The following is a 20883-nucleotide window of genomic DNA, read 5'->3' as shown; positions in this document are numbered from 1 at the left end:
CATGACTGACACCAACGAACTCATCCGCCTCTCCGCCGCGCAGTTGGCCGCCAAGCTGGCCGCCCGCGAGGTCACCTCCGTCGAGGTCACCCAGGCGTACCTTGACCGCATTGCTGCCGTGGACGGCGGCGAACGCGGCGTGAACGCGTTCCTGCACGTCAACACCGAGGAAGCGCTCGCCGTCGCCGCAGAGGTGGACGCCATCCGTGCCGCAGGAGGTGCCGCGGCCGAGGAACTCCACGAACTCGCCGGCGTACCGATCGCGGTCAAGGACCTCATCGTCACCATCGGCCAGCCCACCACAGCGGGCTCCAGGATCCTCGAGGGCTGGCACAGCCCCTACGACGCCACGGTAGTCAAGCGCCTCCGTGCCGCCAAAATGCCCATCCTGGGCAAAACCAACCTGGACGAATTCGCCATGGGTTCCTCCACCGAGCACTCCGCGTACGGCCCCACCCGCAACCCGTGGGACCTGGACCGGATCCCCGGCGGTTCCGGCGGCGGCTCGGCTGCGGCCGTTGCTGCCTTCGAGGCCCCGCTGGCCCTCGGTACGGACACCGGCGGATCCATCCGCCAGCCCGGCGCCGTCACCGGCACCGTGGGAGTCAAGCCCACCTACGGCGGCGTCTCCCGCTACGGTGCCATCGCCATGGCTTCCTCGCTGGACCAGATCGGCCCGGTTTCCCGCACCGTCCTGGACTCGGCGCTGCTGCACCAGGTCATCGGCGGGCATGATCCCTTTGACTCCACATCCCTGCCCGACCCCCTGGCAGACCTCGTCGCCGCAGCCCGCGTGGGCAACGTCGAAGGCATGCGGATCGGCATCATCAAGGAACTCCACGGCGAGGGCTACCAGGCCGGCGTCGAGAACCGCTTCAACGAATCCCTGGAACTGCTCAAGCAGGCCGGTGCGGACATCGTTGAGGTGTCCTGCCCAAACTTCCAGTACGCCCTCGGTGCCTACTACCTGATCATGCCGTCGGAGGCTTCCTCCAACCTGGCAAAGTTCGACGGCGTCCGGTACGGCCTGCGCGTCCTGCCCGAGGACGGACCCATGACGATCGAACGCGTTATGGGTGCCACCCGCGCCGCAGGATTCGGCGACGAAGTCAAGCGCCGCATCATCCTGGGTACCTACGCGCTGAGCGCCGGCTACTACGACGCGTATTACGGGTCGGCCCAAAAGGTCCGTACCCTGGTGCAGCGCGACTTCGAGGCCGCGTTCGCGCAGGCCGACGTCCTGATCTCTCCCACGGCGCCCACCACGGCGTTCAAGCTCGGCGAGAAACTGAACGACCCGCTGGCGATGTACCTCAACGACGTCGCCACCATCCCCGCCAACCTCGCCGGCGTGCCCGGGCTGACCCTGCCCGGCGGCCTGGCGGACGAGGACGGCCTTCCCGTCGGCATCCAGCTGCTGGCTCCTGCCCGCGAGGATGCCCGGCTCTACCGGGTGGGTGCTGTCCTGGAATCCCTGCTTGAGGCACAGTGGGGCGGCCCGCTCCTGGACCAGGCGCCGCCGTTGGTTGAGACCCTTGTTGACGCCAAGGAGGCAAAATAATGAGCACGGACGCAACACTGAGCTTCGAAGAGGCCATGGAGAAGTATGATCCCGTCCTGGGGTTCGAGGTCCACGTGGAACTCAATACCAGGACCAAGATGTTCTCCTCGGCGCCCAACGTCTTCGGCGATGAGCCGAACACCAACGTCAACGAGGTGGACCTGGGCATGCCCGGCGTGTTGCCGGTGGTGAACAGGGTGGCGATCGAGTCCTCGATCAAGATCGGCCTTGCCCTGAACTGCAAGATCGCTGAATCCTGCACGTTTGCCCGGAAGCAGTACTTCTACCCGGACACTCCCAAAAACTTCCAGACGTCACAGTACGAGGACCCGATCGCGTACGACGGCTACCTGGACATCGAACTCGCGGACGGGACTATCTTCCGCGTGGAGATCGAGCGCGCCCATATGGAAGAGGACGCCGGCAAGCTGACCCACATGGGCGGGGCCGCCGGCCGCATCCAGGGTGCCGACTTCTCGCTGGTGGACTACAACCGTTCCGGCGTTCCGCTGGTGGAGATTGTCACCAAGCCCATCGAGGGCGCCGGTTCCCGCGCCCCGGAGCTGGCTAAGGCCTACGTGGCCGCCGTCCGGGAGATCGTCAAGAACCTTGGTGTGTCGGACGCGAAGATGGAACGCGGCAACGTGCGCTGCGACGCGAACGTTTCGCTGCGCCCGCACGGCCGCGAACGCTTCGGCATCCGCTCCGAAACGAAAAACGTCAACTCGCTGCGCGCCGTCGAACACGCCGTCCGCTACGAGATCCAGCGGCACGCAGCCGTCCTGGATGCCGGCAACCCGGTCATCCAGGAAACGCGCCACTGGCACGAGGACACCCGCACCACCACCTCGGGCCGGCCCAAGTCGGACGCCGATGATTACCGCTACTTCCCGGAGCCGGACCTGGTTCCGATCGTTGCGTCCCGCGAATGGGTGGAGGAGCTCCGCGCCACTCTGCCCGAGCCGCCGGCGGCCCGCCGAAAGCGGCTGCAGGCCGACTGGGGCTACTCGGACCTGGAATTCCGCGACGTCGTCAACGCCGGCGTTATGGATGAGATCGAAGAGACTATCGCCGCTGGGGCCTCTGCCTCTGTCGCCCGTAAATGGTGGATGGGCGAGATTGTGGGCCGGGCCAAGAACGCCGACGTCGATCCCGGCCAGCTGGGCGTCCAGCCCGCCACCATCGTGGAGCTGAACCGGATGGTCGAGGACGGCAAGATCAACAACAAGATGGCCACCGAGGTCCTGGACGGCGTGCTTGCCGGCGAAGGCACCCCGGCGGAGATCGTGGAGAAGCGCGGCCTCGCCGTCGTTTCCGACGACGGCCCCCTCCTGGAAGCCATCGACGCCGCCCTCGCCGCACAGCCCGACGTCGCGGACAAAATCCGCGCCGGCAAGCTCCAGGCGATCGGCGCGATCGTCGGCGGCGTTATGAAGGCCACCCGCGGGCAGGCCGACGCCGGCCGCGTCAAGGAGCTGATCCTCGCGAAGCTCGGCGTTGAAGGCTAGCCGAGGGCCGAGCCGCAGGCTAAGCAGCCTGTTTTAACCCAACTGGGTCGCAGTTAATGCTGTCATGAGCGCTCATGACGACATCTACTGCGACCCAGTTTGGCTTTAAGTACTCACTTCCCGCCCGCAAAGTACGCGTGTTCAGCGGGGCTTGCCGGTTCTAGACTGAAGTTCCAGGGCGCCGGAGCCCTGCCGGTGCTGTGGGAGGAATGGCCATGTCGGTCCAAGAACCGTTGAGATTCCGCAAAGTCCTGCTGGCCGGCGTCATTGCTCTGGCCCTGACCGGCACGGGTGTCGCCATCGCCTGGTCCGCCACAGACACGCCGTCGCCGTCGGCCTCCGCACCGGGGCAGTCGGACAAGGCGCCTGGCCAGGGGAAGTCGGACAAGGCCCAGCGCCCGCAGCATCTGCACAGTGAAAGTGTGGTGAAGAAGGCGGACGGGTCCTTCGAAACCGTGCTGACCCAGCAAGGCACGGTGGACGCCGTCAGCGAAACCTCGGTCACCGTCAAGAGCGAAGACGGCTTCACCCAGACCTACGCCGTCAACGCGGATACCAAGATCATCAAGTTCCCGGCCCCGGCCGCGGACGGTTCGCCGGCAACGGGCGACGACGGGAAGCGGCTGAAGCGGTCAGAGGTCACCATCGCGGACATCGCCACGGGCGACACCGTCCGGGTCTCCGGAGTGAAGAGCGGCAACAACGCCGAGGCGCGCCACATCGTGGAAGGCGCCGGAACGGGTCCGGGCCACGGAAAAGGCCTAGGCAAGGGGCACGGTCACGGGCTGGGCAAGGGCCTCGGCCACGCCAAGCGGCTTTCCCCCAAGTAGGTAGCAGCAGGTGTCGGTTTGAGCCCTCATAACGACATCTACTGCTACCTAGTTGGGGTGGGGGCCACCAATCCGGTCATGATCGCCTGCAGCGCCTCGCACACAATCACCACCGAGCGGCGCTTCAGGTTCTCCGGGCGGGCCAGGATGTCGATCTGCCTCCGGGTGCTGATGCCCTCAAGCGGCCGCAGCACAATGCCCGGGTTGAGCACCGGCCGGGCCGTATGCCGCGGCAGCAGGCCCACCACCCCGCCCGCCGCGACCAGCGCGGCCACGGTGGAGTAGTCGTTGATCCGGTGGACGATGTTCAATTCCCTGCTGGAGACGGCCGCGACGGCGGAGAGGACGTCCGCGGGGGAGTAGCCGGTGTGGCTGGTCACCCACGGTTCGCCCACGACGTCGGCAGCCGTGACGGTGTCCCGATCCGCCAGGGGATGCCCGGCCGGCAACGCAACATCCAGCGGTTCGTGCGCCAGCGGGATCACCGCCACACGCTCCTCGGGCCAGCGCGGGCTGTGGTCCATCCGGTGCGCCAGCACCAGGTCGTACCGCGCCGTCAGCGCCGGGAAATCCTGCTGCGCCACGTCCTCGTCGGAAAGCTGGATCCGCGGCTGGCCGGGCGCGTCCAGCATGCGCGCAAGCGGCGCGAACAGCGCCTGGCCCGCGCTGTGGAAACCGCTGATGGTCACGGGGCCAACGGGCGAGCCGTGATAGGCGCCGATCGCGGTCCGGGCGTCCGCCATGGCACTGACGACGGCGGCACCTGCGTCGGCGAGCACCTGGCCGGCCTCGGTCAGCACCAGGTTGCGGCCCTCTTTCCGGGTCAGCGGGACGTCAATGTTGCGCTGCAGCAGTGCCAGTTGCTGGGACACCGCGGACGGCGTGACCATCAGCGTCTCCGCCACCGCCTTCACGCTGCCCAGGGCGCCCAGTTCGCGGAGGATTTCCAGCTGATGAATTTCCATCCGTCCAGTCTATGCATAAGCGAATGCTTCATCGTCGATTGAGAGAATTCTGCTTGTGCTAATGCTTCGAAGTGGCTCTAATAAAGGGAGACCACACCGCAGGCCGCGGGTCGCTGCCAACAGTCAGGAAGCCAATGAAGGCACTCTACAAGTCCGGTGCACACGCCGGGTTCGAGCTGGTTGACCGCCCCGAGCCCGACGCCGGCCCCAACGACGTCAAGATCCGGGTCATGACTACCGGGATCTGCGGCACGGACCTGCACATCCAGTCCTGGGACGCTTGGGCGCAGGGCATGATCGAGGCGCCACTCATCGCCGGCCACGAGTTCTACGGTGAAGTGGTGGAAATCGGCGACGGCGTCCGCGACGTCAAGGTGGGGGACCGGGTATCCGGCGAGGGCCACGTGGTCTGCGGGATCTGCCGGAACTGCCGCGCAGGCCGCCGCCAGATGTGCATCCACACCGTCAGCGTCGGCGTGCAGCGGGACGGCGCCTTCGCCGAGTACGTGGTCATCCCCGAGACCAACGTCTGGGTCCACCACGATCCCTCCATCACGCCGGAACTCGGCGCCATCTTCGATCCGTTCGGCAACGCCGTACACACCGCCCTCAGTTTTCCCCTGGTGGGCGAGGACGTGCTGATCACCGGAGCAGGCCCCATCGGGCTTATGGCCATCGCGGTGGCCCGCCACGCCGGTGCGCGCAAGATCGCCATCACCGACGTCTCCGAGCCGCGGCTCGAACTGGCACGCCAGCTCGGCGTGGACCTGGCCATCGACGTCTCCACTACGCGCGTCAAGGACGCCCAGCGTGAACTCGGCATGCGGGAGGGCTTCGACATCGGGATGGAAATGTCCGGCCACCCCACGGCACTGCCTGAGATGATCGAGAACATGAACCACGGCGGCCGCATTGCCATGCTCGGCCTGCCCAGCCAGGACATCACCATCGACTGGGGCAAAGTGGTCACGCACATGCTGACCCTGAAGGGCATCTACGGCCGGGAAATGTATGAGACCTGGTACGCCATGAGCGCCATGCTTTCTTCCAACCCTGTGCTGAACGCCGGCATCTCAGCGGTGGTGACGGACAAGCTTCCCGCCGCAGACTGGGAAAAAGGCTTCGAGACCGCCCGCGCCGGCGTCGGCGGAAAAGTTGTCCTCGACTGGACCGAACTCTAAGGAGCACCATGTACACCTCCATCAAGGACCAGCTGCAGACTGAGCTGGACGACATCCGCACCGCCGGGCTCTTCAAGTCCGAACGCAGCATCAACTCCCCGCAGTCCAGCCATGTCACGGCCGGGCAGATCGGCCAGCCGGGCGCCACCGTCCTGAACTTCTGCGCCAACAACTACCTGGGCCTCGCGGACCACCCGGACATCATCACCGCAGCCAAAGAGGCCATGGACTCACGGGGCTTCGGCATGGCCAGCGTCCGCTTCATCTGCGGCACCCAGGACCTTCACCTTGAACTGGAAGCCAGGGTCTCCAGGTTCCTCGGCACCGAGGACACCATCCTCTTCTCCAGCTGCTTTGATGCCAACGGCGGCGTCTTCGAATCCCTTTTCGGGCCGGAGGACGCCATCATCTCCGATGCCCTCAACCACGCCTCCATCATCGACGGCATCCGGCTCTGCAAGGCCCAACGGTTCCGCTACGCCAACCAGGACATGGCGGACCTCGAGGCCAAGCTCGTTGAAGCGAAGGCTGCGCGGCGCAAGATCATCGTCACGGACGGGGTGTTCTCCATGGACGGCTACCTGGCGCCACTGGAGGCCATCTGCGACCTCGCCGAGAAGCACGATGCCCTAGTGATGGTGGACGATTCCCATGCCGTCGGCTTTATGGGTGCCACGGGGGCCGGAACCCCGGAGCATGCCGGGGTGTCCTCCCGCGTGGACATCTACACCGGAACGTTTGGCAAGGCCCTGGGCGGCGCGTCCGGCGGCTATGTGTCCGGCCGCACTGAAGTGGTGGCCATGCTCCGCCAGAAAGCGCGCCCGTACCTGTTCTCCAATTCCCTGGCCCCCGCGATCGTCGCCGCCACCATCAAGGCCCTTGATCTGGTGGAGAATTCCGGTGACCTGCGGACCCGGCTCTTCGAGAACGCCCGGCTGTTCCGCCGCCGGATGACCGAAGAAGGTTTTGAACTCCTCGACGGCGAACATGCGATTGTCCCCGTGATGTTCGGGGACGCCGTAATGGCCGCCAAGGTGGCGGACCAGATGCTCCAGCAAGGCGTCTTCGTCACCGCCTTCAGCTTCCCGGTGGTCCCGCGCGGCGCCGCCCGGATCCGCGTGCAGCTTTCAGCATCGCACTCAGCGGACGACGTCGAAGCGTGCGTGCGTGCGTTCGTCGCCAGCCGTGCTGCGGTAGCGGGTTAACCCAGCGGGGCTAAACCTCACAGAGCAGGACCGGCGCGGCCGGAGGGCAACTCTGCAAGGATGGAGCCATGGCAGCACACTACGACGTCCTGATTGTGGGCGGCGGCATCGCCGGCCTGTCCTTGGCCTCCGCGCTTGCGGGCAGCTGCAGCGTGGCGCTGGTGGAAGCGGAGCAGGAGCTGGCGTACCACACGTCCTCCCGCTCCGCCCGCCAGCTTATTCCGAGTTACGGCCCGGACGTGGTCCGGGAGCTCACGGTCCGGACCCTGGAACTGATCGCGGCCCGGGACGCCCAACTGCCCGAACCTGTCCTGACGCCGCGAAGCTTTATGCTCATCGGCACAGAGGAATCCGTCCGCGCCGAGGGCAGCGGCCACATGAATGCCATCACGCATGACCGGGCACTGAAGCTGTGCCCTGCACTGGTGCCCGGGACTTTCTCCGCCGCAGGCCTGGACACCGGATCCTTCGCCTGCAACGCCCCGCTGCTGCTGGAAGACCACCGGCAGCGGGCTGAGGCCGCCGGCGCCGACATCATCACCGGCGCCCGTGTCCATTCTGCGCAACGGCTGGGCTCTGGCTGGGAGATCGGGGCGGGGCAGGAAGCCTTTGAGGCCGGTGTGCTGGTCAACGCGGCCGGCGCCTGGGCCGACGAACTCGCCGTGATCAGCGGCGTGGAAAAACTCGGGCTCCAGCCGTACCGGCGCACTGCGGCGATTGTCGACGTCGAACATCCCGTGCCCGGGCACAGCCCCATGGTGGCGGCAGCGGACCACACGTTCTATTTCCGCCGGGAGGGCACCGACGTGCTGATCTCGCCGTCGGAATCGGTACCCAGCGGACCCGAAGACGCCCGGCCGCGGCCCGGCGATGTCGAGCGGCTGATCGTGAAGCTCAACCAGCTGACCACATTGGGAATCCGCGGAGTCCGGAGGGCCTGGACGGGGCTCCGGACCGAGGTGGCCGACGGCGTCCCGGTAGCCGGGTTCGACGCCGAAGCCCCGGGGTTTTACTGGCTTGCCGGTCAGGGCGGATACGGCTTCCAGACCTCATCGGCCATGGCCGAGCTCGCCGCCGCGCAGATCCTGGCCGGGCAGGGCACCGGTCACAGTACCGTTGCGGACCATCATCCGGCATCCCGGACAGCGGAGGCGCTGGCGGCCACGCGCTGGTCCATCCGGCGCTGAAAAATGGAACCCATGAGCACCCTGATCACCAACATCGCCGAGCTGATGACCCAGGACCTGGACCACCGCGTCCTTAAAAAGGCCGCCGTGGTGATCGAGGGCGAACGGATCGCCTGGCTCGGTTCCGCCGCGGATGCGCCGGCGGCCGATGACGCCGTGGACGCCGGCGGCCGGGCCGTTTTGCCGGGCTGGGTGGATTCGCACACGCACCTGGTGTTCGCTGGCGACCGCACCGCGGAGTTCGAGGCACGGATGGCAGGGGAGTCGTATTCGGCCGGTGGTATCGCCGTCACCATGGACGCCACCCGGCGCGCGTCCGATTTCGACCTCACCCGGCTGGCCATGGCGCGTGTGTCCGAGGCCTTGTCGCAGGGTACCACCTACCTCGAAACCAAGACGGGGTACGGGCTGGACATTGAGCATGAGGCCCGGAGCGCCCGGATCGCCTCCACGGTCGCAGACGAAGTCACCTTCCTGGGCGCACACCTGGTCCCCGCGGGCACCGATTCCGAGGCCTACACCGACCTCGTCTGCGGGCCCATGCTCGCCGCCGTCCGGCCCTACGTCCGGTGGGCGGACGTGTTCTGCGAGGAAGGCGCCTTCACTGCCGAGCAGTCCCGCCGTGTGCTGGAGGCGTGCCGCGCCTCGGGACTGGGGATCCGTGTCCACGGCAACCAGCTTGGCGAAGGTCCCGGCGTGCAGCTGGCGGTGGAACTCGGGGCCGCCAGCGTGGACCACGTGAACTATCTGTCGGGCCGTGACGTGGCGGCGCTCGCGGAAAGCTGGTCCGGCTGGAATCCGGTCAGCGGTACGGGTGACCGGGGCACCGTGGCAACCTGCCTACCCGCCTGCGATCTTTCCACCCGTCAGCCACTGGCCCCCGGGCGTGAACTGTTGGACGCAGGGGTGCAGGTGGCGCTGGCGTCCAATTGCAACCCGGGTACCTCGTACACCAGTTCCATGGCGTTCAACGTGGCGACGGCGGTGCTGCAGATGCGGCTCAGCGTCCACGAGGCGGTGCGTGCTGCAACCTATGGAGGCGCGCTGGCGCTGCACCGGGAGACAGGGCACGACGCCGACGGCGCCCGGGCGGTGGGTTCGCTCGCCGTCGGGCACCGGGCAGACCTGCATATGCTCAATGCACCTTCCGCCACGCACCTCGCCTACCGCCCGGGTATGCCGCTCACGTACGCTGTGTGGCGGGCCGGTGCGCGGGCACGCTAACTGGGGTCACGTATTTGTGATTGCGATGTGATTATTTGGTCCTGTTATGATCAGATAACGTCATATTCTGGTGACTGTTTGACGCCGATTTGTTTGCCGCTGAGAGGCTCCCCATGACCCGCACTGACCGCCTGACGGCCATTCTGGACATCCTCGCCAAGACCGGCCAGGTTGAGGTGGAGGAGATTGTCACGCAGCTTGCGGTCTCGCCTGCCACGGCACGGCGTGATCTGGACAGCCTGGCCAAGCGACGGCTGCTGACCCGCACCCGGGGCGGAGCCACCACCGGCGCCCTGGCCTACGACCTTCCTGGCCGTTACAACCGTGACGACCACGCCGAAGCCAAGGAACAGATCGCCCAGGCCGCCGCGGCCCTGATTTTTCCCGGCGCGGTGATCGGGCTGTGCGGCGGCACCACCAGTACGGCCTTGGCGCAGATCCTGGCCACGCGCGAGGACCTCAACGCTCCCGGCCACCAGTCCACCCTGACGGTGGTCACTAACGCCATCAACATCGCTGCGCAGTTGGCTGTCCGCCCCAACATCAAGGTCATGGTGACCGGCGGCATCCTGAACCCCCGCTCGTATGAACTGGTGGGACCGTACACCGACATCATTATGCAGAAGGTGGTCATGGACATCGCCTTCATCGGCGTGAACGGCATCGACCCTGAGGTCGGTCCCACCAATACGGGGGAGGGCGAAGCATCAGTCAATGCCTTGCTGGCCAGCCGGGCCCGGATCTCCTACGTGGTAGCCGACTCCTCCAAGGTGGGCGTCAGAGCCTTCGCCACCATGGACGGCTACGCGTTCACCCGCCTGATCACCGATTCCGGGATCTCCGACGAGGACAAGGCCGCATTCGAAGCCAACGGCACCGAAGTGATCGTGGCCCCGCACTAAGGGACCTGCATCCCCTAAAAGATCACCGGCGGCGCGTCCAGGACGGTCTCGTCCACCCGGCGGTCCACCCATTGGCTGAACGCAATGTCGAGTTCGTACTTGCCCAGGTCGGTGCGCAGGAGGGTCCGCACCGCGGCATTGTCCGGGTTGTTGAGCGATTCGAAATACTCCACCGACCAGTGGAACCAGCGCATGCAGAACAGGCGCATGGTGAGCCCGTGGGTCACCAGCAGGGTGTTGGGGGCGTAGTCCGGTTTGGACCAATGGCGGTAGAGCGTCTCCATAAAGGATGAGATCCGGTCGTAGACGTCGGAGCCGGATTCGCCCTCCCGGAACCGGTAAAAGAAATGGCCGTAGGCGTTGCGGAGTTCCTTCTGGTCTTCGATGTCGCCGGTGATCTGGAAATTGGCCCAGTCCTGCTCGCGGAGGCGTGGCTCTTCGATCACCCGTTCCGTGAGATTGCCGAGGTTCAGTGCCTCCAGGGTCTGGTGCGCCCGAAGGTACGGGGATACGTAGACGCAGACCTGCCGGCCGTCCAACTCGCGGCGGATCCGTTCCCCGGCGGCCGCGGCCTGCGCCAGGCCCAGTGGAGTCAGCGGAATCCGGTAGTCCGGGACCCTGTTGTAGATGGACGTATCGACGTTGGCCGCGGACTGGCCGTGCCGGATCATGAAGATTTTCCCTGGCGCGCTCATAAGCCCCAAGCATAGGTCCCGCCTCCGGCGCAGGGCCTCACTGCGAGCCGGGCCGTCGGGAATCAGCGAAGAACCAGAAACTACAGGCAAGATGGAACCATGTTGGTTCCCTCCCGCCGTCGCCTGCGGATCGAAGTCTGGATTGTGCTGGGTCTTTCCCTGGGGCAGTCCGCCGTCTACTCGGTGGTGCAGCTGCTGGACAAGATAACCCGGGCCCCGCTGGCCGAAGGCACGTCCACGCTGAACCGGTCACAGAGCCCGCGCGAATACTTCGACCTTACATACCAGCTGCTGGACATCATCTTCGCCCTGGTGCCCGTGCTGCTGGTGATCTACTTCCTCACGGACCAGCGGCAGTCCGGTGCCGGCGTGAGCTCCCAGAGCGGTTCGGCTTTCCGGAAGCTGGGCTTCAACTTCGCCCGGCCGGGCCGTGACCTGCTGCAGGGCTTTGGCCTGGCGGCGCTGATCGGGATCCCGTCACTGGGCCTCTACGCCGCGGGGCGTACGCTGGGGATCACCACGGCCATCATCCCCAGCGCACTCGACTCGTACTGGTGGACAGTTCCCGTCCTGATTCTTTCGGCGCTGCGGCACGCCGTGGTGGAGGAAGTCATCGTCGTGGGCTACCTCCTGGACCGATTCGGCAAGTTCGGCTGGAGCATGCCCCTGGCCATCTTCGCCAGCTCGATGCTCCGCGGCAGCTACCACCTGTACCAGGGCTTCGGGCCGTTCATCGGCAACGCCGTGATGGGTGTGGTGTTCGCCTGGCTCTACACGAAGACCAAACGGGTGATGCCGCTGGTCATCGCGCACGCGCTGCTGGACATCGTGGCGTTCGTGGGCTTCAGCCTCTTTGGCCGGGCCGTGGGACTGGGGTAAGAGGGCTGTTGTTCCCATGCCGCACCGTGCACTGAATCAGGTCCGGCTTAAAAGGATTCGGCCGCCATCGGTGGGTGGCATCATTGGCACCCGCTGATGGCGGCCGAAGCTTTGTACGTGCAATCAGATGGTGACTGCTCCGGTAGAGGTTTCGAAGGTCACTGACAGGATCCCAGGGGTTCCATGCGGAGCCACCCAGTCAACGGCGACGTCCTCCAGGGGCTTTTCGACGGGTTCACCCAGCCATTCCGTCACGCGTGCGGCGGAACCGGCTATGGTCAGGCAGCTCATCTTGACGTTGCTCTCATAGGCATTTGACGGGTGCAGGGCGGGGTCGCCCTCCCACTTGAGCATGTACGGGACCTGCGGGTCCGCGATCAGGCCCAGGATGCCGATCTGCTTCCAGACCAGCTCGCGGCCGTCCGGGAACTTGCGGTTGCCGTTGACGGCAGCACGGCCCAGTCGGTCTTCGAACGGAGCTAGGTCGTCCACTTCGACGCACCAGCCCATCCAGCCGCCGCCGGCTTCGGACCGGGCCCGGACAGCCTGCCCGAAGGGGGCCTTGTCCGATGCCGGGTGGTTCAGGACCTCCACAACTTCCAGGTATTTATGGCCGGCCAGGGGAATAATCATGTTCCGGGTTCCAAACCGGGGGTGCACCCCGCCCTTCACGGCTTCAACGCCGAGGGCGGACGAAATACGTTCGGTGGTGGCAACGAGGCCATCTTGTTCACAGGCGTAAGAGACGTGATCCATGCGCATGCCATCATCTTGGCACTTTGTGATCCGGCTCTCAGCTAAGGGCAGCCTTACCGGAATCCGTTGCGTCACGAGTGGACATTCCGCCGCAAAGCAGGAGAAGTACCGGCAGACTGACCACCTTCGTCACAATCCTGTTCCTGTCCGGGAAAGTCTTCCTACACTGAACGCAACGGAGTTGTGCCACACCACGTCAAGGAGCATTGAATGTCGAACGCATGGTCTTTCGAAACCCGCCAGATCCACGCTGGCCAGGAACCGGACAGCGCCACCGGCGCGCGGGCGCTCCCAATTTACCAGACGACGTCGTTCGTTTTCCCGAGTGCCGAAAGCGCCGCCAACCGGTTTGCCCTCGCAGAACTCGCACCGATCTACACGAGAATCGGCAACCCCACGCAGGACGCCGTGGAACAGCGGATTGCCAGCCTTGAGGGCGGGCTCGCTGCACTGCTGCTGAGTTCGGGACAGGCCGCTGAAGCCTTTGCCATCCTGAACATTGCCGAAGCCGGGGATCACGTCGTGGCCAGCCCCAGCCTGTACGGCGGGACGTACAACCTCCTGGCGCACACCCTCAAGAAGTTCGGCATATCCGTCACGTTTGTGGCTGACCCGGACAACCTCGACCAGTGGCGCGATGCCGTCCAGCCCAACACCAAGCTCTTCTTCGGCGAGGTGGTCTCCAACCCGCGGCAGGACGTGCTGGACATCGAAGGCGTGTCCGGGGTAGCTCATGACGCCGGCGTCCCCCTGATTGTGGACAGCACCCTGTCCACCCCGTACCTCATCCGCCCGCTCGAATGGGGCGCGGACATTGTGGTCCACTCCGCCACCAAGTATCTGGGCGGCCATGGGTCCGCGATCGCGGGCGTGATCGTGGACTCCGGAAAGTTCGACTTCGGCGCTGACCCGGAACGGTTCCCGGGCTTCAACACCCCGGACCCCAGCTACAACGGGCTGGTGTATGCCCGGGACCTCGGTGCCGGCGGTGCCCTGGGTGCCAACCTGTCCTACATCCTCAAGGCCCGGGTGCAGCTGCTGCGCGACCTCGGCTCGGCAGTGTCACCCTTCAACGCATTCCTCATCGCCCAGGGCCTGGAAACGCTGAGCCTGAGGGTGGAGCGGCACGTGGCCAACGCCGTCGATGTTGCCCAGTGGCTTGAGGCAAGGGACGACGTCGAATCTGTCGCCTATGCCGGGCTGGCCTCCAGCCCCTGGTATGAGCGCGGCCGCAAATACGGCCCCAATGGCACCGGCGCGGTGGTTTCATTCAACCTGGCCGGCGGCGCGGAGGCCGGGAAACGCTTCGTGGATGCCTTGGAACTGCACTCCCACGTTGCGAACATCGGGGACGTCCGTTCACTGGTGATCCACCCGGCATCGACCACGCACAGCCAGCTCTCGCCGGAGCAGCAGGTCATCGCCGGGGTCACGCCGGGACTCGTCCGTCTGTCCGTGGGCATCGAACACATCGATGACATCCTGGCCGACCTCGAGGCCGGGTTCCGGGCGGCCAAGGGTGCGGCGGACCCTAACAAAGACGCTGCGGGCCCGCAGGAGTAGGGCTTCCGCGAAGTCACAACCAGTCACACGCTTAGCAATAGACCGGGGCAGTTCGTACACTCGAAGCAGGTCATGAGTGCCAGCGACAGCCCCGGCTTGCTGGCCGGCAACCCTCTTTTGCGGCGGGGTGCCCCGGGTGAGGACCTGGCCTGCCGGTCAATTGACGGTGGGCAAGCGCATAGAAAAGGTCCTTCCATGACGATTACGATTTCCCGTACTGCAGCACCCGGAAACGGCGTGGTCCGTTACGCCAGCATCGGCGGACTTGAGCTCGAAGCCGGCGGTTACCTCCCGGACGTCACCCTTGGCTATGAAACGTGGGGAACCCTCAACGCGGACGGCTCCAACGCCGTCCTGATTGAACACGCCCTGACCGGCAGCACGCACGTGACGCGCGGCGACAGCGATGAGCCAGGCTGGTGGGAGCAACTGGCCGGACCCGGTGCGCCGGTGGACACCGACCGGTTCTTTGTGGTCTCCATCAACGTCGTGGGTGGCTGTTACGGCTCCACCGGGCCATCCTCGGTTGCCCCCGACGGCAAGCCATGGGGGTCGCGGTTTCCTTTGGTAACGCTGCGGGATACCACAGCGGCTGAGGCCAGGCTGGCTGACCAGCTGGGCATCCCGAGCTGGTACGCCGTGCTGGGAGGCTCCATGGGCGGCGCGCGGGCATTGGAATGGGCGGTCACCTACCCGGAACGGGTCCAGCGGTGCGCTGTTATCTCGATCGGTGCCGCCAGCACGGCCGAACAGATCGCATTCGCCCAGGCGCAGACGCTCGCCATCCGCCAGGACAGCAATTTTAACGACGGCGATTACTATGGCGGTCCGCTGCCGGAGGACGGACTGGCCCTGGCGCGGCGCATTGCGCACATCACCTATCGCTCCGCAGAGGAATTTGATGGGCGCTTCGGCCGGTCGGCCCAGCACCCGGAATCGCCATTCCAGGCGGCGGCGCTGGGGGAGCGGGGCCGCTACCAGGTGGAAAGCTATCTGGATTACCAAGGCAAAAAGCTGGTGCGGCGCTTTGATGCCAACAGCTACATCGCCATCACCGACGCCCTGATGAGCCACGATGTCTGCCGCGGGCGGGGTTCCCTGCACGACGCCTTGGGCCGGGCTACCGCCAGGTTCTTCGTGGCCGCCGTGGACAGTGACCGGCTGTATTTCCCCTCCCAGTCCCGTGAGCTGGCCGACGCGCTCCCGGGTGACGTGGATGTGCACGTTATTGAGGCGCCGATCGGCCACGACGGCTTCCTGACCGAGATTGGCCAGCTCGGCACCCAGCTCCGGAATACGTTCCTGGTCTAAGCAGTTAGCCGTTCATGATGTCGGAGCGGCGCTTCATATAGTCCTCCATTGCCAGCTCGCCGTTGCTGTACTGCTGGTCGAGTTCGGCCAGTTTCCGGGCCCGGTAGCCCTGCGGGCCCGACGGCGGCAGGGGAATGCCAGGGGCGGCAGGCTGCTTCGGTGCTTCCGCGCGCTGATCAGGCACCGATTGACCGGTGGGTTGCGGCTGACCGTACGGCGGGAACTGCTGGTCCGCAGAAGGAATCGGCTGCATGGGCGGCAGTGGCTGGCTCGGCGGCAGGGGCTGCGGGCTCATGATCTGTCGGAAGCCGCCACTCATGTAATCCTGCTGCGTGTAGCCATCACGGGGCTGTTTGTTCTGCGGCCCAGGATACTGTTCGCTGCCTGGGTACTGCCCGCCGCCTGGAAACTGCTCAGGGTAGCGACCGGAAAAGCTCTGCTCCTGGTTCCGTTTGTTGACGGACTTCCGGTACATCCGCATCGCCATAGGCACCACGAAGGACAGAATGATGATCCAGAAAAACAAGCTGTTCACGGTGTAGCGCCTCTCATATGTGTCCTTCCAGCTTAACCCCGGAGCCCACACGCACGGCCGGGATCCGCAGGAAGGCTCCATGCCGATCCACGGCATCGCTGTTCCCTGGGTCACGCCGGCCCGTGGCTAGCGCCGGGCGTCGGTGGTGCCCAGCGGCCCCTCGCCGGATCCCAACGGAACGCCAGGGCCGAACACGGGGCCCGGCGTCGGACGTTTTGCGGTGATGCCGTCGCCGGAAGAGCGGTGGCGCAGCCGCCGCACCACCCACGGGACAAAGTACTCGCGGGCCCACACCAGGTCTTCGGAGCGGGCTGCCCGCCACGTGCGGACGGGCAGGGGCTTGGGCCGGAGCGGCTCGAGAGTGTGGTTCACGTTCAGCGAATCCAGCACCATGGCGGCGATGGTGTGGTGTCCCAATGGCGAAAAGTGCAGGCGGTCCTCGTCCCACATCTGCGGATCGTTCAGCTGCTTGAGCGACCACATGTCAGCGATGATGGCGTCATGGCGGGCGGCCACGGTGCGCAGGTTCTCGTTGTAGATGGTCACCTTGCTGCGGATCCGTCCCAGCACCGAGGAGCCGGTATCCGGGCCGTTGAACAGCACCACCGTGGCACCGCCCATGGACAGGATCTGGACCACTGAATCAAGTTTTTCGGCGAGGGCGTCGGGGTCTCCGCCGGGCCTGATGAGATCGTTACCGCCGGTGGAAAGGGTTATCAGGTCCGGCTTCAGCGCCAGGCACGGAGCGAGCTGCTGGTCCACGATCTGCTGCAGGAGCCGGCCGCGAACCGCCAGGTTGGCGTAGGCGAAGTCCGTCGGGCCGCGGCCCAGTTCCTCGGCCACCCGGTCGGCCCAGCCGCGGAATCCGCCGGGCCTGGTTGGGTCGGGGTCGCCGATGCCCTCGGTGAATGAATCTCCCATCGCTACATAGCGGCTCCAGGGGTGCGCTTCCGTGGCCCTGGGTGGGCTCTGCATGGCTTTCGCGTCATTCACGGTCCTATCCTGCCTCCTCCTTCACAAGCTACGCCACCGTAGGTAGTTACCACCGGGTAACTGTAAGAATGGAAACCATGACTGACGCCCAAGTATTTCCCGCTCCTGTTGTTCTGTGGTCCCGGCCGGAGGACCAGCGCTCCGGGAAGCCGCTGCTGGTGCTGCTGCACGGCTACGGTGCCAACGAACAGGACCTGCTGAGCCTGGCGGATATGCTTCCCGAGGATTTTGTTGTTGCCTCACTCCGGGCGCCCCTGGTGACCGGCCCCGGGTTTACATGGTTCCCGCTGACGGCTTCCATCGAATACACGCTCGACGCCGTCAAGGCCGCAGCCATGTACGTGCAGGACTGGATTGACACCGTCAAAGCCGACCACCCGACGGTGACGCTGTTCGGCTTCTCCATGGGAATGGCCATGGCCACCACGCTGCTCCGGCAGCGCCCCGCTGACTACGCCGCCGTCGTCGGGCTTTCCGGTTTTGTGGTCAACGCGGACGGCGACCCCGCCTTCAAAGACGGCGAACTGGACGGCACGGTGCCGCTCTTCTGGGGCCGGGACCAGCAGGACCCCGTAATCTCAGCCGACAAAATTGACTACACCATGGGCTGGGTGCGGGGGCACGTCAAGCTCACCAAGGTGCTGTATGCGGGCATGTGGCATGGCATCAACCAGCAGGAAATCGGGCACGTCTCCGAGTTTCTGACGCACGAGGTGCTGAATAAATAAACGTACGACGGCGGTCGGCGGCACAGTGCCGCCGACCGCTGACGCTTGTCAGGCTTCGGGGGCCACAACCTTCACGGTCTGCCCGTTGACGGTGACCGTGTCGCCGTTGTGCAGCTGTCGTCCCCGGCGGTCATCGATCGCGCCGTTGACTTTGACGAGGCCGTTTTTGATCAGCTCAGCGGCTTCCACGCCGTCCTCCACCAGGCTGGCGAGCTTCAGGAGCTGGCCAAGACGGATCATGCTGTCGCGGATGGGGATCTCTTGAATGTCCTGGTTGCTCATACAAGTAATAATGCCTGACGTAAGGTGAATCCAATGACCCACACCCCCCGGCTGCCGCGGTTCGCGGGGCTCCCGCTGGCCGTCGTCGCGGGACTGGCCATTCCCGTCCAGGGCCGGATCAACGGTGCCCTCGGCGTCCGGCTCAACGACGGCATCGCTGCGGCCGTGGTGGGCTTCAGCATCGGCCTGGTGGTGATGATCCTGATCTCCCTGATCCTGCCCAGCGGCCGCGCCGGTCTCGCCAGGATCCTGCCGGCGGTCCGGTCCCGGGCCTTTCCGCCCGTGTACGTCCTGGCCGGCGGCATCGGCGCCCTTTTTGTTTTCTCGCAGTCCTTCACCGTGGGCATCCTGGGCGTGGCACTGTTTACCGTCGCCGCCGTGACCGGGCAGACCCTGAGCGGGCTGCTGGTGGACCGGCTGGGCATCGGTCCGGCCGGCAAACGGGCCGTAACTCCCCTGCGGATCATCGGATGCGTGCTGACGGTAGCCGCCGTCGCCTGGGCGGTTTCGCCACGGCTGGCCGGCCCGCCGGGTTCCCCGGGTGCTCCCGCGGACGGAGCCGGCGGCCTGGAAACCTTGGTCCTGCCGTTGATCCTGCCGGTCCTGGCCGGGTTCCTGATGAGTTTCCAACAGGCCATGAACGGGACGGCGACGGTTCACTACGGTTCGCCGATCGCCGCCACGCTGGTGAACTTCGTGGCCGGCGCGGTGTTCCTTTGGATTGCCTTGGCCATCAAGGTGGCCGTTGTTGGACCGGGCAATCCGTTGCCGGCGGAGTGGTGGTACTACCTGGGCGGACCCATGGGCTGCGTGTTCATCGGCCTGGGTGCGCTGCTGGTCCGGAGCCTGGGAGTGCTGGTGACCGGGCTCGGCATGATCGCCGGACAGCTCCTGGGCTCCCTGGGGCTGGACCTTCTGGTGCCGGCTCCGGGAAGCATCGTGGCCCCGGCCACCGTCCTGGGCACACTGCTGACGCTGGCCGCCATCATCCTGGCCACCCTGCCGTGGCCGCGGGGCGCCTTCCGGAGGCAGGCAGCTTCCGGAGGCAGTGGCCGGTAGGCTAGGACACGCAGTTCTCTGCATCTTGTTCCTTCGCCCGCCCCGCCCGCACCCAGCGGTGATGCACCCACGTGCAGCGGGGCCAGATACCCGCGGACCGCACCCAGCGGCCCTGTAGAAATTGGAGTCCACCATGGCAGCAAAATCCGTACTCGACCAGGTCATTTCCCTTTCCAAGCGAAGGGGCTTTGTGTTCCAGGCCGGTGAAATCTACGGAGGCTCGCGCTCTGCCTGGGACTACGGACCCCTCGGCGCTGAGCTGAAGGAAAACATCAAGCGCCAGTGGTGGCAGTCCATGGTCCGCGGCCGCGAGGACGTGGTGGGCCTGGATTCCTCCGTCATCCTGCCCCGCCAGGTATGGGAAGCCTCCGGCCACGTTGACGTCTTCTCGGACCCGCTCGTTGAGTGCCTCTCCTGCCACAAGCGCTACCGTGCCGACCACCTCGAAGAAGAGTACGAGGAAAAGAAGGGCCGCCCTGCCGAAAACGGCCTCAAGGACATTGCCTGCGTCAACTGCGGTACCCGCGGCGAATGGACAGAACCCCAGGAATTCTCCGGCCTGCTCAAGACCTTCCTCGGCCCGGTGGCCAGCGAGGAAGGAATGCACTACCTGCGCCCGGAAACGGCCCAGGGCATTTTTGTGAACTTCAGCAACGTGCTCACCACGTCCCGCAAGAAGCCGCCCTTCGGCATCGGCCAGATCGGCAAGTCCTTCCGCAACGAGATCACACCCGGCAACTTCATCTTTCGCACCCGTGAATTCGAGCAGATGGAGATGGAGTTCTTCGTCGAGCCCGGCACGGACGAAGAGTGGCACCAGTACTGGATGAAAGAGCGTATGTCCTGGTACACCGGCCTGGGCATCCGGGAGGAGAACCTGCGCTTCTTCGAACACCCGCTGGAAAAGCTGAGCCACTACTCCAAGGGCACCACGGACATCGAATACCGCTTCGGCTTCCAGGGCTCGGAATGGGGCGAGCTCGAAGGCATCGCCAACCGCACCGACTTCGACCTCTCCACGCACTCCAAGGCCTCCGGCCAGGACCTGAGCTACTTCAACCAGGCCACCAACGAGCGCTACACCCCGTACGTGATCGAGCCGGCCGCTGGCCTGACCCGATCCTTCATGGCGTTCCTGGTGGATGCGTACACCGAAGACGAGGCACCGAACGCCAAGGGCGGAGTCGACGTCCGTACCGTCCTGCGCCTTGACCCGCGACTGGCTCCCGTTAAGGCTGCGGTGCTGCCGCTGAGCCGCAACGAGGACCTCTCGCCGAAGGCCAAAGACCTGGGCGCGCAGCTGCGCAAGAACTGGAACATCGACTTCGACGACGCCGGCGCGATCGGCCGCCGCTACCGCCGCCAGGATGAGATCGGCACCCCGTTCTGCATCACCGTGGACTTCGACACCCTTGAGGACCAGGCAGTGACCATCCGCGAACGCGACACCATGAGCCAGGAACGCGTCTCACTGGACAAGGTGGAAGGCTACCTGGCCGCCCGCCTGATCGGCGCCTGA

Annotated in this window: 20 protein-coding genes and 1 riboswitch; of the genes, 14 read left to right on the top strand and 6 right to left on the bottom strand. The window is 65.7% G+C overall.

All coding sequences use genetic code 11. The annotated features are described in order from the left end of the window. Window position 1 precedes the first annotated feature (1 nt). The 3 genes from gatA to QK290_RS02645 all read left to right on the top strand — a co-directional run bounded on the left by gatA (window position 2) and on the right by QK290_RS02645 (window position 3899). Window positions 2-1561 carry an Asp-tRNA(Asn)/Glu-tRNA(Gln) amidotransferase subunit GatA gene (gene gatA, locus QK290_RS02655; protein WP_282329183.1) on the top strand — a complete coding sequence of 520 codons (1560 nt, stop codon included), beginning with the start codon at window positions 2-4 and terminating at the stop codon, window positions 1559-1561. Continuing rightward, window positions 1561-3069, top strand: a complete 1509-nt coding sequence (gatB, locus tag QK290_RS02650; RefSeq protein ID WP_282329182.1) for an Asp-tRNA(Asn)/Glu-tRNA(Gln) amidotransferase subunit GatB — start codon at window positions 1561-1563, stop codon at window positions 3067-3069. The genes gatA and gatB overlap by 1 nt, the downstream gene beginning before the upstream one ends. Window positions 3070-3284: 215 nt before the next feature. Beyond that, window positions 3285-3899 (top strand): hypothetical protein, encoded by a 615-nt coding sequence (locus tag QK290_RS02645; RefSeq protein ID WP_282329181.1) that lies wholly within the window; start codon window positions 3285-3287, stop codon window positions 3897-3899. Between the two features lie 44 nt (window positions 3900-3943). Here QK290_RS02645 and QK290_RS02640 read toward each other — a convergent pair whose 3' ends face one another. Then, window positions 3944-4864: a LysR family transcriptional regulator gene (locus tag QK290_RS02640; protein WP_282329180.1), complete on the bottom strand. Its 921-nt coding sequence runs from the start codon at window positions 4862-4864 to the stop codon at window positions 3944-3946. 134 nt (window positions 4865-4998) lie between these two features. On the opposite strand from QK290_RS02640, the gene tdh reads away from it, so the two are divergent. The 5 genes from tdh (at window position 4999) to QK290_RS02615 (ending at window position 10563) form a co-directional block, all read left to right on the top strand. Next, on the top strand, window positions 4999-6045 hold the full coding sequence (gene tdh / locus QK290_RS02635) for an L-threonine 3-dehydrogenase (protein ID WP_282329179.1): 1047 nt from the start codon (window positions 4999-5001) through the stop codon (window positions 6043-6045). An 8-nt stretch (window positions 6046-6053) separates the two neighbouring features. Beyond that, window positions 6054-7250: a glycine C-acetyltransferase gene (locus tag QK290_RS02630; RefSeq protein ID WP_282329178.1), complete on the top strand. Its 1197-nt coding sequence runs from the start codon at window positions 6054-6056 to the stop codon at window positions 7248-7250. A gap of 68 nt (window positions 7251-7318) precedes the next feature. Then, window positions 7319-8437 (top strand): FAD-dependent oxidoreductase, encoded by a 1119-nt coding sequence (locus QK290_RS02625; protein WP_282329177.1) that lies wholly within the window; start codon window positions 7319-7321, stop codon window positions 8435-8437. 12 nt (window positions 8438-8449) lie between these two features. Then, complete coding sequence (gene hutI, locus QK290_RS02620; RefSeq protein ID WP_282329176.1) at window positions 8450-9661, top strand: imidazolonepropionase; 1212 nt, start codon at window positions 8450-8452, stop codon at window positions 9659-9661. 113 nt (window positions 9662-9774) lie between these two features. Continuing rightward, the gene (locus tag QK290_RS02615) at window positions 9775-10563 is read left to right on the top strand and encodes a DeoR/GlpR family DNA-binding transcription regulator (RefSeq protein WP_282329175.1); all 789 of its coding nucleotides are present in this window, start codon (window positions 9775-9777) and stop codon (window positions 10561-10563) included. A 14-nt stretch (window positions 10564-10577) separates the two neighbouring features. Here the strand turns inward: QK290_RS02615 and QK290_RS02610 are convergent, their stop codons facing one another. Beyond that, the gene (locus tag QK290_RS02610; RefSeq protein WP_282329174.1) at window positions 10578-11258 is read right to left on the bottom strand and encodes a histidine phosphatase family protein; all 681 of its coding nucleotides are present in this window, start codon (window positions 11256-11258) and stop codon (window positions 10578-10580) included. Window positions 11259-11357: 99 nt separating this feature from the next. Here QK290_RS02610 and QK290_RS02605 point away from each other — a divergent pair, with 99 nt between their 5' ends. After that, window positions 11358-12137 carry a type II CAAX endopeptidase family protein gene (locus QK290_RS02605; protein WP_282329173.1) on the top strand — a complete coding sequence of 260 codons (780 nt, stop codon included), beginning with the start codon at window positions 11358-11360 and terminating at the stop codon, window positions 12135-12137. Between the two features lie 123 nt (window positions 12138-12260). Here the strand turns inward: QK290_RS02605 and QK290_RS02600 are convergent, their stop codons facing one another. After that, on the bottom strand, window positions 12261-12899 hold the full coding sequence (locus tag QK290_RS02600) for a VOC family protein (protein ID WP_282329172.1): 639 nt from the start codon (window positions 12897-12899) through the stop codon (window positions 12261-12263). A gap of 204 nt (window positions 12900-13103) precedes the next feature. Between QK290_RS02600 and QK290_RS02595 the strand changes: the two genes are divergently transcribed. Together QK290_RS02595 and QK290_RS02590 are read left to right on the top strand one after the other, a co-directional pair. Then, window positions 13104-14456, top strand: a complete 1353-nt coding sequence (locus tag QK290_RS02595) for a bifunctional o-acetylhomoserine/o-acetylserine sulfhydrylase (protein WP_282329171.1) — start codon at window positions 13104-13106, stop codon at window positions 14454-14456. A 68-nt stretch (window positions 14457-14524) separates the two neighbouring features. Then, window positions 14525-14639: riboswitch (SAM riboswitch) on the top strand. A gap of 12 nt (window positions 14640-14651) precedes the next feature. Next, entirely contained in the window at window positions 14652-15767 is a 1116-nt protein-coding gene (locus QK290_RS02590) for a homoserine O-acetyltransferase (RefSeq protein WP_282329170.1), read from the top strand. 4 nt (window positions 15768-15771) lie between these two features. Here the strand turns inward: QK290_RS02590 and QK290_RS02585 are convergent, their stop codons facing one another. Together QK290_RS02585 and QK290_RS02580 are read right to left on the bottom strand one after the other, a co-directional pair. Then, window positions 15772-16398, bottom strand: coding sequence for a hypothetical protein (locus QK290_RS02585; RefSeq protein WP_348994428.1), 627 nt, complete (start codon window positions 16396-16398; stop codon window positions 15772-15774). A gap of 30 nt (window positions 16399-16428) precedes the next feature. After that, window positions 16429-17277, bottom strand: a complete 849-nt coding sequence (locus QK290_RS02580; protein WP_282329352.1) for an SGNH/GDSL hydrolase family protein — start codon at window positions 17275-17277, stop codon at window positions 16429-16431. 95 nt (window positions 17278-17372) lie between these two features. Between QK290_RS02580 and QK290_RS02575 the strand changes: the two genes are divergently transcribed. Next, complete coding sequence (locus QK290_RS02575; RefSeq protein WP_282329169.1) at window positions 17373-18023, top strand: phospholipase; 651 nt, start codon at window positions 17373-17375, stop codon at window positions 18021-18023. A 48-nt stretch (window positions 18024-18071) separates the two neighbouring features. On the opposite strand, the gene QK290_RS02570 is transcribed toward QK290_RS02575, so the two are convergent. After that, complete coding sequence (locus QK290_RS02570) at window positions 18072-18305, bottom strand: RNA-binding S4 domain-containing protein (RefSeq protein ID WP_111906389.1); 234 nt, start codon at window positions 18303-18305, stop codon at window positions 18072-18074. Window positions 18306-18338: 33 nt separating this feature from the next. On the opposite strand from QK290_RS02570, the gene QK290_RS02565 reads away from it, so the two are divergent. Together QK290_RS02565 and QK290_RS02560 are read left to right on the top strand one after the other, a co-directional pair. Continuing rightward, on the top strand, window positions 18339-19364 hold the full coding sequence (locus QK290_RS02565; protein WP_282329168.1) for a DMT family transporter: 1026 nt from the start codon (window positions 18339-18341) through the stop codon (window positions 19362-19364). Between the two features lie 133 nt (window positions 19365-19497). Beyond that, complete coding sequence (locus tag QK290_RS02560; RefSeq protein ID WP_160678738.1) at window positions 19498-20883, top strand: glycine--tRNA ligase; 1386 nt, start codon at window positions 19498-19500, stop codon at window positions 20881-20883.

The sequence above is a fragment of the Pseudarthrobacter sp. AL07 genome (assembly GCF_029960665.1).
Classification (GTDB): Bacteria; Actinomycetota; Actinomycetes; order Actinomycetales; family Micrococcaceae; genus Arthrobacter.
This window is presented reverse-complemented; position numbering and strand designations above follow the sequence as displayed.